The 15,146-nt window shown below is 43.2% G+C and carries 10 protein-coding genes; 9 read left to right on the forward strand and 1 reads right to left on the reverse strand.

The window, feature by feature from the left end:
• Nucleotides 1-1,219 precede the first annotated feature (1,219 nt).
• The 7 genes from QUA02_RS30760 to QUA02_RS30790 all read left to right on the forward strand — a co-directional run bounded on the left by QUA02_RS30760 (nt 1,220) and on the right by QUA02_RS30790 (nt 11,574).
• The gene (locus tag QUA02_RS30760) at nt 1,220-2,470 is read left to right on the forward strand and encodes an MFS transporter (RefSeq protein ID WP_333033392.1); all 1,251 of its coding nucleotides are present in this window, start codon (nt 1,220-1,222) and stop codon (nt 2,468-2,470) included.
• A gap of 44 nt (nt 2,471-2,514) precedes the next feature.
• The gene (locus tag QUA02_RS30765; protein WP_333033393.1) at nt 2,515-4,278 is read left to right on the forward strand and encodes an ABC transporter ATP-binding protein; all 1,764 of its coding nucleotides are present in this window, start codon (nt 2,515-2,517) and stop codon (nt 4,276-4,278) included.
• 84 nt (nt 4,279-4,362) lie between these two features.
• Nucleotides 4,363-6,117, forward strand: coding sequence for an ABC transporter ATP-binding protein (locus tag QUA02_RS30770; RefSeq protein WP_333033395.1), 1,755 nt, complete (start codon nt 4,363-4,365; stop codon nt 6,115-6,117).
• A 212-nt stretch (nt 6,118-6,329) separates the two neighbouring features.
• Nucleotides 6,330-7,712, forward strand: coding sequence for a cytochrome P450 (locus tag QUA02_RS30775; protein WP_333033396.1), 1,383 nt, complete (start codon nt 6,330-6,332; stop codon nt 7,710-7,712).
• A gap of 50 nt (nt 7,713-7,762) precedes the next feature.
• Complete coding sequence (locus QUA02_RS30780; protein ID WP_333033399.1) at nt 7,763-9,142, forward strand: cytochrome P450; 1,380 nt, start codon at nt 7,763-7,765, stop codon at nt 9,140-9,142.
• A gap of 68 nt (nt 9,143-9,210) precedes the next feature.
• On the forward strand, nt 9,211-10,098 hold the full coding sequence (locus QUA02_RS30785; protein WP_333033400.1) for an SDR family oxidoreductase: 888 nt from the start codon (nt 9,211-9,213) through the stop codon (nt 10,096-10,098).
• Between the two features lie 108 nt (nt 10,099-10,206).
• Nucleotides 10,207-11,574: an MATE family efflux transporter gene (locus tag QUA02_RS30790; RefSeq protein WP_333033401.1), complete on the forward strand. Its 1,368-nt coding sequence runs from the start codon at nt 10,207-10,209 to the stop codon at nt 11,572-11,574.
• A 778-nt stretch (nt 11,575-12,352) separates the two neighbouring features.
• On the opposite strand, the gene QUA02_RS30795 is transcribed toward QUA02_RS30790, so the two are convergent.
• A complete protein-coding gene (locus QUA02_RS30795) occupies nt 12,353-13,117 on the reverse strand; it encodes a thioesterase II family protein (RefSeq protein ID WP_333033402.1) in 765 nt (254 codons plus the stop codon).
• A 608-nt stretch (nt 13,118-13,725) separates the two neighbouring features.
• Here QUA02_RS30795 and QUA02_RS30800 point away from each other — a divergent pair.
• Both QUA02_RS30800 and QUA02_RS30805 read left to right on the forward strand, forming a co-directional pair.
• Nucleotides 13,726-13,974, forward strand: coding sequence for an acyl carrier protein (locus tag QUA02_RS30800; RefSeq protein ID WP_333033403.1), 249 nt, complete (start codon nt 13,726-13,728; stop codon nt 13,972-13,974).
• Complete coding sequence (locus tag QUA02_RS30805; RefSeq protein WP_333033404.1) at nt 13,971-15,083, forward strand: AMP-binding protein; 1,113 nt, start codon at nt 13,971-13,973, stop codon at nt 15,081-15,083. Before QUA02_RS30800 ends, QUA02_RS30805 begins: the two co-directional genes overlap by 4 nt.
• Nucleotides 15,084-15,146 lie beyond the last annotated feature (63 nt).

The raw sequence follows: 15,146 nt of genomic DNA on the forward strand, positions 1-15,146 counted from the left end.
AATATCTACCAAAATGGAATTATCGTGCAGTTCCGACTATTTAGCAGACGCTAAAGTTATTAAATTTTCATTCCTTAATTTCTGAACTTTTTTTGTTCTGAAAATTTTCTAGTCTGAGTACCAAACCACTGGTTTGACTAAATAAAGATACTATTGACACAAAAGTTTGATCTTTGTTGTGGTTAATACAGGTAATGCCTGAGACATTTACCATCTATGGATACCCAATCGCTATCTGAACTTACAGGGGTTAAGCTGCGGGCCCATTCATTAAATACTTTTACTAAATCTGAGGTTTTAATCAACATCATTGCTCGTCTAATTGTAGAATAAGATGGAATACGATCGCACTTGAGTTTAAAAAACTTAACAATCAATTTTTGGTGAGCTTTTCCACATACTACTATGTCTCTATATCCGAGATGAACGAACATTATTCGCTTGCATTACCAAAAGTAATATCAACCAGAAAGGATGTCTTTTCCCTAACTTCTTGCGCGCGTCATTAACTTTTTTCAGAAATCTGATTAAAGTGAGCATATATATTTAGTTTTTTGGCGATCGCTTCAGATTTTATCAGATGGCGATCGCTTTTACTTTTGGCGAGATCGTTCGAAAATGAAACCGCCCTGCCCTGAACGGGCTCTGGCACAAACCCCGTAGAATAACGCGCAGAGTCAACCGGAGGTCAACTCTCATGTATCCATCAAACCCTCGCGCCCGCCCGATCGCCGCGTTAAAGATTTGGTTTCAATAGCGACAATTGAACTAGATTGCTACATATTGTTGAGGTAGATCGCACTTTGACACGGCTAGAGTAAAAAAGCTAACCAGTGTCAAAATCGCAGTCTTTCGCCAGAAAGAACTGAGTGAAGCTGTTTCTCTGCTCGATCGCAATAGCGTTGTCGCGATCGAACGCGCAACCTCTCCACTGCTGGAATTAACTTTTGACGGCGGTGCTAAAGGGAAAATACTCGATGCACGACCAATACTGCCCCTTCGACTGAAATATTGAGCCTTTGGTCATCGGTCATTGGTCATCGACTGCTGACTAATGACTCATGACTACTTGACAATGATAATTATTTGGGGTATACGTATTGATGAAAGAATCTCTCAACCTATTCTTCTACAAAACCCACTTTCCCCGATCGCAATAAGCTGGTGGCGTACTCTCAAGACATTGTTTTTCCCCAGCCCGTCCTCAATCCCCAGTCCCATGATTAACCCAAAAAGCTTAAAGAAATTCGGATTGCTTGGCAGCTTGTACGTATCGCAGTTTATCCCGATCGCGTGTTTGTACGAAGCTTTGCCCGTATTGATGCGACAGCGTGGGGCCTCATTAGAAGCGATCGGTTTCCTCCCCTTGTTGACTTTACCCTGGATGCTAAAATTCCTCTGGTCGCCACCGATCGATCGTTACGGTTTCACCCGTTGGGGACACTATCGATTTTGGATTATCTGCTTTCAACTCATGGTTGCTTGCACTCTAGTAGCTTTTGCCTTTATTGACATTCAGAGTCAGTTAAATCTTGCATTTCTATGTCTGGTAATAATTTGTTTCGTTTGTGCCAGCCAAGATATCGCCACAGATGCCTTAGCCGTAGGGTTGCTGGAACCCCACGAGCGAGGCTTTGGCAATGGCATACAGAGTGCAGGTAACTATTTGGGTGCAATTATCGGCGGTGGCGGGATGCTGATTTCGATCGAACGTTGGGGATGGAAAGCAAGTATGCTGAGTTTGGCGGTAGTCATCGTTGTGGCATTGCTCCCTGTTCTGGGGTACAAAGAACCTACCAGTAAACATCAAAAATTAGCACGCGCTGCATCCAACTCTCAAAAGTCTGCAAATCCCTTCATGGATATTGTTAACTTTTTTCGGCGACCGGGGATCGGGTCTTGGCTGGCGATTCTGGCACTCTATACAACTGGCCCTTACATGGCATCTCGGATGTTTCGTCCCCTGTTGGTAGATATAGGGCTATCTGTGGGAGACATTGGCTTAATGTTGGGAATTGTGAGTTACGGTGTCGGGATATTAGGCGCGATCGCCGGAGGTTTCCCGATCGCGATTTGGGGAAGGAAGCGATCGCTAATTTTGTTAGGTTTTTTCCAAGTTTTAATGATGTTAACTTACTTATTACCAGCATTCGGTGTCGCCAATCTACCTATTCTTTATGTGGTGGCAATCGGTACTAACTTTGCCAGTAGTATGGCTGTGACAGTTTTGTATACCATTATGATGGACAAAAGCCGATTAGAGACCGCTGGCACGGAATACACGCTGCAATCTTCAACTACCTTCTTTTCTGGCATTATTGCTGCCGCGATCGGTGGTGTAATCGCTCAAGCGATCGGCTATAAGGGAGTGTTTATTATTTCTATTGCTATTGCTTTGCTTAGCATTGCGATCGTTGCTAGAGCCTTTAATGATACGACAATCACCCAGCTAACTCCAGGAATCAAGTAAATAAAGAGCGATTTTGAGGTTATAAAATATCTACAGCAAGCTATATGACTACAAGTTCATCCCCAAGTATCTTCCCGCTACTAGCACCCCAAAAAGGAAAATTAATTCTTGCCGTCGTTCTGCAAGTAATTTCTACAGCGTTGGGATTAATTCCCTTTATTCTCGTCTATTCGATCGCGCTCAGCCTGTTCAACCCACCTGTTGACCAAGGGTATATCTGGAAACTAGCGATCGCCAGCTTTGTGGCGATTATAGCGCGATGGAGTCTGTTCGGAATTTCTAGCACTCTTTCCCATATCGCTGCTTTTAACATCCTGTACAACATCAGGATTAAACTGTCCGAAAAATTTAGCAAATTGCCTCTGGGATACTTCAATTTACACGCGACTGGTGCTTTGAAAAAAGTGATGAATGAAGACGTGGAGTATATTGAATCCATGATTTCTCATGGCATTTCAGAAGGAATTGGTCTATTGACGACCCTATTTTTCACGACTATCTATCTGTTAACTGTTGATTGGCGGATGACTTTGGCAGCATTAACAGGTATCCCAGTAGTCCTCCTGGCTCACAACTTGTTGCTGAGACGCTTATTGCCTCTGGTGCAAGACTACTACGCAGTACAGGATCGCATGAACTCAGCGATTATCGAGTATGTCCAAGGAATACCTGTCATTAAAGCATTTAGCCAAACAGCAGAATCCTTTACTAAGTACAAAGATTCAGTTTGGGACTACCACAAATTTGATGAAGATTGGTCAAAAAAATCACTACTTTCATGGGTTTTGATTCCCCTGAGCGTCACTATCAATTTGCTAGCAATGCTTCCTGTAGGTGTCTGGCTCTTAAGTAACAATAGCCTCTCAATACCAACCTTCATCCTGTTCCTCCTGTTAGGACTGGGCCTTTCCGCACCCTCGATCAAACTGGTCGAATCAACAAGTCTTTATATACAAACTCAAGAGTCAGTTAATCGAATTTACAACATCTTGAATGAACCGGAACTTCCCGAAACAACAGAAACTATTACTCCTAAAGATTTAACCATTGAATTTCGAGATGTTCATTTCTCCTATGAAGACACAGAAGTTCTGCAAGGTATTAGTTTTGTTATCCCAGAAAATAGCATCACAGCACTGGTAGGACCATCGGGTTCGGGAAAGACGACCATCGCCCATTTAATTGGCCGCTTTTGGGATGTCAATTCTGGAGAAGTTAGCATCGGTGGAGTCAATATAAAAGACCTCAAAATAGACGAGTTGATGTCAAAAATTGCCATCGTGTTTCAGAACGTGGTGCTATTTAATGATACGATTTATGAAAACATCCGTATGGGGAATCCCCCTGCTAGTCAAGAGGCGGTAATTGCAGCCGCGAAGGCAGCGCAATGCCATGAATTCATTCAGGCAAAACAGGATGGTTATCAAACGATAGTTGGGGAAAAGGGAGCGAAATTAAGTGGTGGTCAGCAGCAGCGAATTTCCATTGCACGGGCAATTTTGAAAGATGCGCCGATTGTAATTTTAGATGAGGCTACTGCTTTTATCGATCCGGAGAATGAAGCCCAAATCCAGTCAGCTATTAACTCACTAATTCAAGATAAAACGCTACTGATCGTCGCTCACCGACTCTCAACAATTACCGAAGCTGACCAAATCTTGGTAATCGATCGGGGGCAAGTTGTAGGCAAGGGTAAGCATGAAGAATTGCTGAACACTTCTCCCCTGTACCGCCAGATGTGGGATACCCATGTAGCGGCACAAGGTTGGACTTTTGAGGGCAAACAGCTTGTAGCTGTTGATGGTTAAGGAACTGAATAGGACACAGCGTCGCTCTTAAGAACAGTCGCAAACGCAAGTAATTTCCTGGACTAGGAAAATTAAAGAATAAAAATGATTAAGGACTTATTTCAGTTAGCAGGCAAGCACAAGCCGCAGTTCATTCAAGGAACGGTACTTTATGTCATATCGTCGCTGTTTGCGGCTACCCTTAATTTCTTTCTATATCTCATCATTAAGGAACTGTTTGAGAACTCGATCGATATACAAAAAGCAGTCCAGTTTTTTGTAGGGATTGCCCTTTGTATGCTGCTGCAAGGTGTTTTTCTGCATAGGGCAAATAGCCTCACCCAGATCGCTAGCAGCAGGATGATTGGGGATTTGCGTCTCCGCTTGGGTAACCATATCCGCAAATTACCGATGGGGTTTTTCAAAACCAATCAAGTAGGAGATTTAAATGGACTGGTTAGCGATGACATAAAACATATTGAGCCGATTCTTTCCTTGGTTTATCCCAGAACCGTGGGCGCGATCGCCATACCCATTTTTATCGCTGCCTTCCTAGTATTCATTGATTGGCGCTTAACGCTAGCAACCCTGTCGGGGGTACCGATTGCCATACTTATCTATGCGAACAGTCAAAAACTACTAAAAAACCTGACAGAGTTGCAAAAGAGCTCTTTAGTAGAAGCCAACTCCCGAACGATTGAATACATTCAAGGAATGGCTACAATCAAATCTTTCAATCAAACCGGAACTCGATTTCAAAAATTAGAGAAAGCTTTGGATGGTTATAAAAAAGCCAATCTTGATATGGTGACACAGTTAGTGACTCCATCAATCGTCTTTTCCCTGGTTTTAGAATTAGGGTTTGTTGTTATCCTATTCGTTGGTCTATACCTCCTCTTTGGCGGTAAACTAACTGTACCGATCTTCTTGTTATTCCTAATTTTGGGATTGCGGGTTTATGAACCTTTGTTCTCACTGTTTCAATTTTCTGCTCAGACGCGGATTATGGATGCCGCTTTGGCGCGAGTCCTCAATGTCTTGAACACTCCATCACTACCGGAACCCGATCGCGAACAGCAATTAAAGTCATTTGATATCGAGTTTAAGAATGTCTCGTTTAGCTACGAAAATGCCCCCGTGCTGGAGGATATCAGCTTTAAAGTTCCCGAACGAAGTGTTACCGCCTTAGTTGGGCCTTCAGGTTCGGGCAAAACGACGATTACGAATTTGGTTGCCCGGTTCTGGGATGTTAATAGCGGGGAAATTTTCATCGGTGGGGCAAATATTAAAGACATGAAAACCGACGAGTTATTATCCAACATCAGTATGGTGTTTCAGGATGTGTATCTATTTAATGACAGCATCTTGAATAACATCAAATTCGGCAAATCGGATGCTACTTTTGAAGAAACGATCGCGTCAGCAAAAGCCGCTCAATGCCATGAGTTTATTGTGAAGCTGCCCAAGGGTTACGAAACAGTAATTGGAGAAGGCGGGGCGACCCTTTCGGGAGGTGAAAAACAGCGAATTGCGATCGCACGTGCCATTTTAAAAGACGCGCCGATCGTCCTCCTAGATGAAGCAACAGCTTCGGTTGACCCAGAAAATGAGATTTTGATTCAAAAAGCAATTGACTTGCTGGTTGAGTCGAAGACGCTAATTATTATTGCTCACCAAATTTCTACTATCACAAAAGCTGACCAAATTCTAGTAATTGACGAGGGTAAGATAGTAGCACAGGGCAAGCATGACGAGCTAATTACAAATACCGATGGATTATACAGGAGACTTTGGAATTCTCGGCAACAAGCACGAAGTTGGAAGATAAGTGCGCGCGCGACACTTGTCTGTAGTCAATAGTTAGTTGCAGTTTTTAGGTGGCTAGATGGAGCGATCGCTTGCGCTCCTGCCAACAACAGCAGTTATAAAGTTTCGAGTTATGAAATGAATTATCATTCTTAAAAATATGGGATTTAACAAGCGTGGTAAAAAACTTGTCCTAGTTGACGCACGACCTCTTAATTAGCTGACCAATAACCAATCACCACTTACTAAGTTAATAAAAAATACCAATGAACCTACCTTCAGGCCCCAAAGCTCCCATCTGGTTGCAATATCTTAAAATCGCTACCAATCCTATTGGCTACATGGACGATCTCGCCAAACGCTACGGTGACATTTTCACCATCACGTTTGGGTCTATTCCCGTATTATTTGTCAGCAATCCCCAAGGAATCGAGCAAATTTTTACCAATACAAAACAGATTCCAGCTTCTGGAGAGTTGAACGGAGATATGGCCCTAATTACGGGGAACCAAGGAATCCTCCAACTCGACGGATTGCGCCACAAACATCGCCGTCAGCTAATGATGCCAGCTTTTCACGGTGCGAGGTTGCGCTCTTACGGACAGCGAATCTGCGATCTGACAGAGAAAATTATCAGTCAGCATTCCATCGGCAAAGTTTTTGTAGCTTACCCATCGATAGAAGACATTACCTTACAAATAAGCATTCAGATTGTATTAGGTTTAAGCGAGGGGGAACGCTACGAAAGACTCAGGCAACTGCTTCCGGCAATCATAAATTTGATGCGGACTCCTTTAATTCAGGCTGCCAACATTCTGCCCTTCCTTCAACGAGATTTAGGTCGTTGGAGTCCTTGGGGGAAACTGCTTCAACTCCGCCAAGAACTTTACCAACTGCTCGAAGCAGAAGTTAAAGAACGCCGCCAGCAAGCAGATCCCGATCGCAGCGATATTCTATCCGATTTGATGTTTGCTCGCGATGAAGCGGGTGAGATGATGACAGATGAAGAGTTGCGAGATTTGGTAATTTCGCCCTTATTCGCGGCTCAGGATGCTTCCGCCACTGCGATCGCTTGGGCATTATACTGGATTCACAATTTACCGACAGTACGCGATCGATTGGTGACAGAACTTGATGGCCTTGGCGACTCGCCAGATCCGATGAGTATTGTGGGATTACCCTATCTCACCGCTGTTTGTAATGAAGCATTGCGAATTTATCCCACTCAGTTATTCACATTTCCAAGATTGGTAGAATCACCGATCGAATTAATGGGTTATCAATTGAGTCCTGGTACGCTACTTAGAGTTAATATTTGTCTGACTCATCGGCGCGAGGACTTATATCCAGAACCTAACAAATTTGAGCCAGAGCGCTTTTTAGCCAGAAAATTTTCTCCTTATGAATTTCTGCCTTTTGGCGGCGGCACTCGTACTTGTATCGGTGCAACTTTAGCTTTATTTGAAATGAAGCTAATATTAGCAACTATACTTTCACGCTATCAATTAGAACTAGCGGATAGCAAACCGGAAAAACCTAAGTTTGAAGGACTACTTTGTTACCCTGTCAGTGGCGTGAAACTGGTAGTCAAAGGTCAGCGCCAACATCAAAAGCAACCGCCGCAGCTAGTATCTAACTTCCCTAATTAGTAAGTAGCTGATTTCAATTACCAATTACCCATTACCTATTACCCATTACGATGAAACTACCTCCAGGGCCGAAAACCCCCACCTGGTTACTGAACATTCAATTTGGATCTGACCCGATTGGCTATATGAATGCCGTTACCAAACGCTATGGTGAAATTTTCACGATTATGTTTGGTTCTACCCCGGTAGTTTTCGTTAGCAACCCAGAGGGTTTAAAGGAGATTTTTACCAACACAAAAGAAATTACCGCCCCAGGAGAATTAAACCAAGGTCTCTCCTTGCTGGGAGGAACTAATGGATTGCTTTTGCTCGACGGCTTGCGCCACAAGCATCGCCGCAAACTGTTAATGCCTCCCCTGCACGGGGAACGAATGCGATCCTACGGACAGCGAATATGTCACCTCACAGAGGAAATAATTAGCCAACAAGCGATCGGCAAACCATTTCTGGCATTTCCCATCATGCAAGTTATTGCTTTGCAAGTAATATTGGAGGTAGTTTTTGGTTTAAATGAGGGAGAGCGTTACAAACAACTCAGACAGCTAATTCCCTCTCTGTTGAGTTTTCCATTTTCTCCCATCATGAGCCTTATCTTCTCTTTCCCCGCTCTGCAAAGGGATTTTGGTCGGCGGAGTCCGTGGGGATACTTTCTTTACCTGCGACAGCAATTTGACCAACTGCTATACAGCGAAATTAACGATCGCCGCCAACAAGCCGACTCCTCCCGCGCTGATATCCTTTCCGATTTAGTATTAGCTCTTGATGAAAGTGGGAACCCTCTAACCAATGAGGATGTGCGCGATCTTTTACCCTCATTCCTATTTGCAGGTCGCAATACTGAAGCTAGCGCGATCGCTTGGGCATTATACTGGATTCACACAAATCTTGCCGTTCGCGATCGCCTGATCCAAGAACTCGATAGTCTGGGTGATTTTCCAGATCCCGCCCGTATTGTCGCACTGCCTTATCTGAATGCTGTCTGTAATGAAGTCTTGCGAATTAATCCATCTCAAGTGATAACATTACCAAGAAGAGTAGAATCGCCAGTCAAACTGATGGGTTACGAGTTGAGTGCAGGGACAATACTCAGAGGCTGTATTTATCAAACTCACCAACGCGAGGATTTATATCCACAGCCAAAGGAATTTAAGCCAGAACGCTTTCTAGATCGACAATTTTCTAGTTATGAATTTCTGCCCTTTGGCGGCGGTGCTCGTCGTTGTCCTGCTGAAGCTCTTGGTCTGTTTGAAATGAAGCTAGTATTAGCGACTATTCTTTCCCGGTATCAATTAGCTTTGGCAGATAAAAGACCAGAACAACCAAAGCCTTTAGGCATCAATTTCCCTCCTGCTAAAGGCTTGAAGATGGTCATCGTGGGTAAACGTCAGCGCCAAGAGCGATCGCATCAGTTTGTTGCTGGAGCGGTTTAGCTTCGGAAGTGAGTTTTTGTGTGCTTAGGATTGTTCTGAATTAGTTCTTTTTAATGGAGATAACGAAAATGGTTGAAAGTAAAAAAGGTGCTGTAGTCATTACAGGAACATCTTCAGGTGTCGGTCGAGCAACCGCACTGCTGTTGGAAAAACAAGGGTACTATGTCTTTGCTGGAGTTCGTAAAGAAAAAGATGCTGAATCATTAAAGCACGCTAGCTCTGGCAATTTAACACCTATTATCCTCGACATCACAAAAGCGGAACAAATTAAATCTGCCGCAGAACTTGTTTCGCAAATAGTTGGCGAAAAAGGAGTAGTAGGATTAGTGAACAACGCGGGTGTTGCCGTAGACGGGCCATTAGAATGTATTCCAATTGATGACTTGAGGTTGCAATTTGAAGTCGATGTTATCGGTCAAATTGCTGTCATTCAAGCATTTCTCCCCGCGATCCGAAAAGCCAAAGGTCGGATCGTTAATATTGGTTCAGTTGCTAGTAAAGTTGCTCTGCCATATTTCGCCGCCTTGTCTGCTTCTAAATTTGCATTGGAGGCACTTACAGATTCTTTGAGAATGGAATTAACTCCTTGGGGAATTGAAGTCATCTCGATCCTACCAGGTCCAATTAATACAGAAGTTTCCGAGAAAGTGGAGGCTGGCTATTTAAAAACGATCGCCAATATGTCACCCGAAGCAAAAGCAATGTATGGCAACCATCACAAAGCTTATATGATGGAAGTGGTAAAGGAAAATCAGGAAGGAATGCCACCCGAAAAAGTCGCAAATACGATTTTAAAGTCTTTGGATGATCGCAAGCCAAAAAGACATTATATTGTTGGCGAAGATCGATTTTTTTTGATGTGTAATAAGTTGTTTCCAACTCGACTTTTTTATAACATCTTTTATTCGCTTGTACAGCGACATTTGAAGTTTGAAAAACTTCATTTCGATCATTAATTTCTTTGCCGAGCTTTTTTGCGCTTTGGATGCGAATGTTTTCGCTTGATATTCGCATCCCAAACTAGCTAATATCTGTTAATCAATATTATTGAGATATACCAAATAATGACTTCAGAACAGGAAACAAAAATTACAGATGAAATCCTTCAAGGCAATCTAATTCAACTGATGTTGAAATTCTCTATTCCCGGTATTTTGGGAATGTTGCTGATTGGCTTAAACCCTTTTTTTGATGCTTTATTCGCCGGACGACTAATTGGTGAAAACGCTTTGGCAGCTATCTCCCTCGCATTGCCTCTGACGACGATTGTAGTTGGATGTGCCTTATTAGTTGGGATAGGTTCTGCTTCGGTTCTCAGCCGCGCCATTGGTGCAGGAGATATCAAAACTCAGTCTAATATCTTCGGTACTTTCACAATTCTGAGTCTGATTATTTCCTTTTTTATCACTATCTTAGGTTACAGTTTGGGCGAACACTTAATCTCATTTATGGGAGGGGAAGGTGAAGTTGCCTCATTAGGTTCGGAGTATTTTAAAACCTATATGTTGGGTTCTGTATTTTTTGTCCTAGCGGTAGGTTCTAGTCAGTTAATCAAATCTGAAGGGAAAATCGGTTTAGCGACTATCTTTGCTGCTATTTCGGTTCTGACTAATACCATTTTAAATCCCCTCTTTGTTGGCGTTTTTCACTGGGGTATCCAAGGGATCGCTTTGGCAACGATTGTTGCTAATTTTGTTTACGCGGCCGGAAACTTTACTTATTTTCTTTCCGGTAAAAGTTCTACTCCTGCTCAACTTAAAAAGTTAACTTTGTCAGTAGATTTACTGTCACCAATCTTATCGGTGGGTATATCAGTGCTAATCATGGAAGTAATGACCGTAGTTCAACAGGTTGTAATTTTTAAATCGATCGCTTACTATGGAACCGATACTGATATTGCCTTCGCTGGAGCAACATTGAACCTGTATTCTTTAGCAGTAACTCCTGTCTATGGCTTCGTACAAGCTCTACAGCCAGTAATTGGAATAAATTATGGATCGAGAAATCATAACAGAATGAAGAAAGCCTACTTTATTTTTGGCATTGGCGGCACTATTCTGTTAAGCATAATCTGGTTGCCCTTACAATTATATCCGGCAATTTTTCTGAGTTGGTTGCTACCGAAGGTTGCTTTCACTGCTAACGATTTGCTAAACTTTCGTATTGTCACTATATTGCTACCCATACTGTCTTTTGTATTCTGTAGCATTACTTTGTTCCAATCCATCGGCAATGGTAAAATTGCGGGGATTATAGTTGTGGCAAGACAAGTATTTTTGTTTATTCCAGTAGTGTTAATATTGCCCCTATTTATAGGAATAAATGGAATTTATTATAGCTTAACTGCTGTGGACATTTTAGTTTCCTTAATAGTCGCTTTATTTACTTGGATGGAATTGGATCGACTCCAACTTCAAATCTTAGCAAAATAAGTTGGTGGGTTTAATAAGCTGTTCCACATTTAACTTGCCCTAAGAGCATAGTTGGATACCTAAGCCAAGAGGTCGCCCCCCTGACCTGACGCAGGGTTGTTTCATTCTCAATTCCAATTTTCATTCTTCGCCTTTCCAAAGCCTCTGGCTTCAGGGGGCGACAAGCACCCTAGAATGGTTGCTGTATGAGCTTTATAGCCCTCAAGCCCTTTTGATACAATCTGCGCTTATTGCGAATAGAAGTGATTAATTCCTCAACCCATTCTTGACACTCATGAAAGGCAACTATCCAACTATGGTTATATATAGCCTTTCTCAGTTAGGTTGAGGTGTTCTCGGGCATAGGGCATAGGGCATAGGGCATAGGGCATAAGAAGGAGCCCGCGTACCTCACAACGCTTGAGAAACGCTATAGAACCCATTTGAGATATATTGCTGTTGCTGTAAACCTTATACTAGATGGATTTCAGCTTTTTTGCCACCATCGCCACATGATTTCTCATCTTGTGGCTATTGAGTTATGCGAGACGGTTTGTTTAGCCGCCTTTTTTTTAAGAAAAGATGTCAAATGGGTTCTATAGGGATTGAGACGATCGTCCGATCGATGCGGACTTAAGGACACAGGATGCGGGCGATCGTACTAATTGAAAATGGGGCAATATCTTCACTTAAACGAAGAAGGTTTAACGATCCAAGCCTTCGAGATTTCAACAGTTTGATGGCTGCTAAGCAGACTCAGCATAAACCTTGACAGGGCTATATGACTGAGCCTACCAGTTCATGGGAGTTCAACTGCTGAAAGTAATTGTGAAAGGCGCTGTAGCAGAAGTGTTTGGGCTGAGTGCAGGTAGAAATGATCTCCGGGAAACATCTCCAGCGAAAAAGCAGAGTTTGTCTGCTTTCGCCATGCTTCTAGGTCTTCAATACCGACTTTCCAATCCTCTAATCCACCAAAAGCAACGATCGGACAATCTAACGGCGGTTCCTGCAAGTAAGCGTAATTTTCAACCACAGCAAAATCGGCTCGCAGAGTAGGAAGTAGCAGTTCCATCAGTTCGGCGTTTTCTAGCACGGCTTTGGGAGTTCCGTTATAACGGCACAATTCTCGTAAAAATTCTGATTCTGCTAGAGCATGAATGGGCGGGTCGCGATCGGCAATTTGAGGAGCGCGATGTCCTGATACAAATAGGTGCAGTGGACTTTGGTTGTACTCTTTGCGGAGTAGTCGCGCCAGTTCAAAGCTCACCAATGCGCCCATACTGTGACCGAAGAAAGCAAAAGGTTTGTTAAGGCTGCTCAGGATCGTAAGAGCAAGAGTTTCAATTACAGGCTCTATCTCGGTAAAGGGAGTTTCCAGCAGTCGAAATCCACGTCCGGGAAGTTCGATCGGACAAACCTCTACATCTGACGGTAGGTTCCCTGGAAAAGCACGATAGCTCAAAGCCCCACCCCCGGCATAGTGGAAGCAGAATAGTCGTAACTTGGCTTCAGGATTGGGTTTCGGATAGGTAATCCAGGAGTTTGCAGTTATGGTAGCGTTCATAAATTAATACTGTTGAAAGACTTGACGCAGCAAGGGTTTGAGTTAATCTATCTCAAAAAAGATATGTGCGGGCGATGCCTGCGGCTGACTGCGCCTACGCGACTTTTTCGGGTTTGGATAACGGACAATAAGCATCTCTGGCGATTGCTACCTATAATTATTATCAATAATTCTGTCAAGAAGCTGCGATCCTTCTCAAGATTAAGGAGCCTCAACGCTTGGTCGATCGAGGTGAGAGAGGCGCACTCACCCCGTCAGCCTAAATAGATATATCCGAAAAAAAATCTCAAACCCTTACCCTGTATGAACAAAAATCTAAATAGGTCGAGTTCTAATAAGTAACCGTTTGTTGCTCTTAATAAAACTTTACAAAATTTTCCTGATTTGGGCTTGCCAAGAATCGAGAATAGGTAATACAATTCGTCTAGCTTATTGAAATGAGTTCTCAACTATCAAGCAAACGAAGTCAGCGTGGCTGATGCAGGTTGTTCTTGCGGTTAACGATCGGTTCGCTGAAAAAATCGACATTTTCAAGTGAAAGCCATGAAAATTAAATCAAAACAGCACTCTCATCTATTGCATGAGAAGTCAAAAGGATCGTTTATTCCATGAGAAGTCAAAAGGCGATGGATACACTGAAGGCAATACTGACTAATTTAGGTATTCCCGAAGAGTCCCTTCATCAAGACACTTTACTCCGCGCGAATTTACAACTTGACTCTGTTGAAACAGTACAAGTTGCGCTGGAATTGAAACGAAGATTGGGGGTTAACCTGAAACTTGGAACCCGCCAAGATATGACATTAGCTCAAATCTGTAATGAGATCGAAACGGCGATGCCAGCGGAACATAAATGAGTATTTCTGAAAAATTACCTAGCATCTTCAACGTTGCAGCTTACTTCTTGGAAAGCAATTTGGCACAAGAAGGACGTAGCGAAAAAGTAGCGTTTTACCATCAGGATCGGACTTATACTTATGCCCAATTAAACAGCTTTGTCCGCCGTACAGCTAGATTATTGTCCCAGTTAGGATTGGCGCGAGAAAACCGGATAGCCATTCTTTTGTCAGACACTCCAGAGTCAGTATTTGCTTTCTGGGGAGCAATTTTCCTCGGTGCAGTACCAGTTCCGATCAATACGGCTTGTACGATCGATGACATCCACTATATCCTGCAAGATTCACGCGCCAAAGTCTTAGTGACTAACCAAGAGTGGCAAGAAAAACTGACTCCCATCCAGTCTAAGTTCTTGCAAAATATTCTCCTTGCAGACGGAGAAAAACCATTTTTGTCTCTGCTTACTCAGCAGACAGACGAACAGCTACCTTACGCCGACACATCTGGCGACGAACCTGCTTTTTGGCTTTACACTTCCGGTAGTACGGGTAAACCCAAAGGTGTAATTCACAACCACCAAAGCATGGTAGTGTGTGCAGAACTGTACGGTAAAGCCAAACTCGGTTTGCATCAAGATGACATCACCTATTCAGTAGCTAAGATGCCTTTTGCCTACGGTTTAGGGAATAGTTTATATATGCCGATGGCAGTTGGTGCAGCGACAATATTATCAGATGCCAGTAATGCTTTTGATATTATCGCGGACATCGATCGCTACCGACCGACAATTTTGTTTGGCATACCCAGCATATATGCCAGCATTCTCTCAGTGCATGAAATTGCGCCTCTAAATACTTCCTCCCTACGCCTGTGCTTATCAGCAGCCGAACAACTACCCAAAACCATCTGGTATAAGTGGCGAGACACTTACGGAATTGAAATTTATGAGGGTATCGGTACGACAGAATTGCTGCATATCTTTCTATCTAATGCCGAGGGAGAATGTCGTCCCGGCAGTTCTGGTCGTCCGCTTTCCGGTTATGATGTGCGAGTGGTTGATGAAAAGGGTTTCCCAGTTCCGGCGGGGGAAATTGGCGACCTAGAGGTGAGTGGAGGTGCGATTCGTTGATTAGTGAATCTCGGTAATCAATCCGTAAATAACTAATCCAGTGAAACTTGACCCCTAGGTTGA

Source organism: Microcoleus pseudofavosus SVA1_A4 (genome assembly GCF_036700565.1).
Classification (GTDB): Bacteria; Cyanobacteriota; Cyanobacteriia; order Cyanobacteriales; family Microcoleaceae; genus Microcoleus.

Coding starts and splice junctions, on each gene's coding strand:
- QUA02_RS30790 (WP_333033401.1), top strand. CDS start 10,207: ATGACTTCAGAACAGGAAACAAAAATTACAGATGAAATCCTTCAAGGC.
- QUA02_RS30780 (WP_333033399.1), top strand. CDS start 7,763: ATGAAACTACCTCCAGGGCCGAAAACCCCCACCTGGTTACTGAACATT.
- QUA02_RS30800 (WP_333033403.1), top strand. CDS start 13,726: ATGAGAAGTCAAAAGGCGATGGATACACTGAAGGCAATACTGACTAAT.
- QUA02_RS30760 (WP_333033392.1), top strand. CDS start 1,220: ATGATTAACCCAAAAAGCTTAAAGAAATTCGGATTGCTTGGCAGCTTG.
- QUA02_RS30770 (WP_333033395.1), top strand. CDS start 4,363: ATGATTAAGGACTTATTTCAGTTAGCAGGCAAGCACAAGCCGCAGTTC.
- QUA02_RS30805 (WP_333033404.1), top strand. CDS start 13,971: ATGAGTATTTCTGAAAAATTACCTAGCATCTTCAACGTTGCAGCTTAC.
- QUA02_RS30785 (WP_333033400.1), top strand. CDS start 9,211: ATGGTTGAAAGTAAAAAAGGTGCTGTAGTCATTACAGGAACATCTTCA.
- QUA02_RS30775 (WP_333033396.1), top strand. CDS start 6,330: ATGAACCTACCTTCAGGCCCCAAAGCTCCCATCTGGTTGCAATATCTT.
- QUA02_RS30795 (WP_333033402.1), bottom strand. CDS start 13,117: ATGAACGCTACCATAACTGCAAACTCCTGGATTACCTATCCGAAACCC.
- QUA02_RS30765 (WP_333033393.1), top strand. CDS start 2,515: ATGACTACAAGTTCATCCCCAAGTATCTTCCCGCTACTAGCACCCCAA.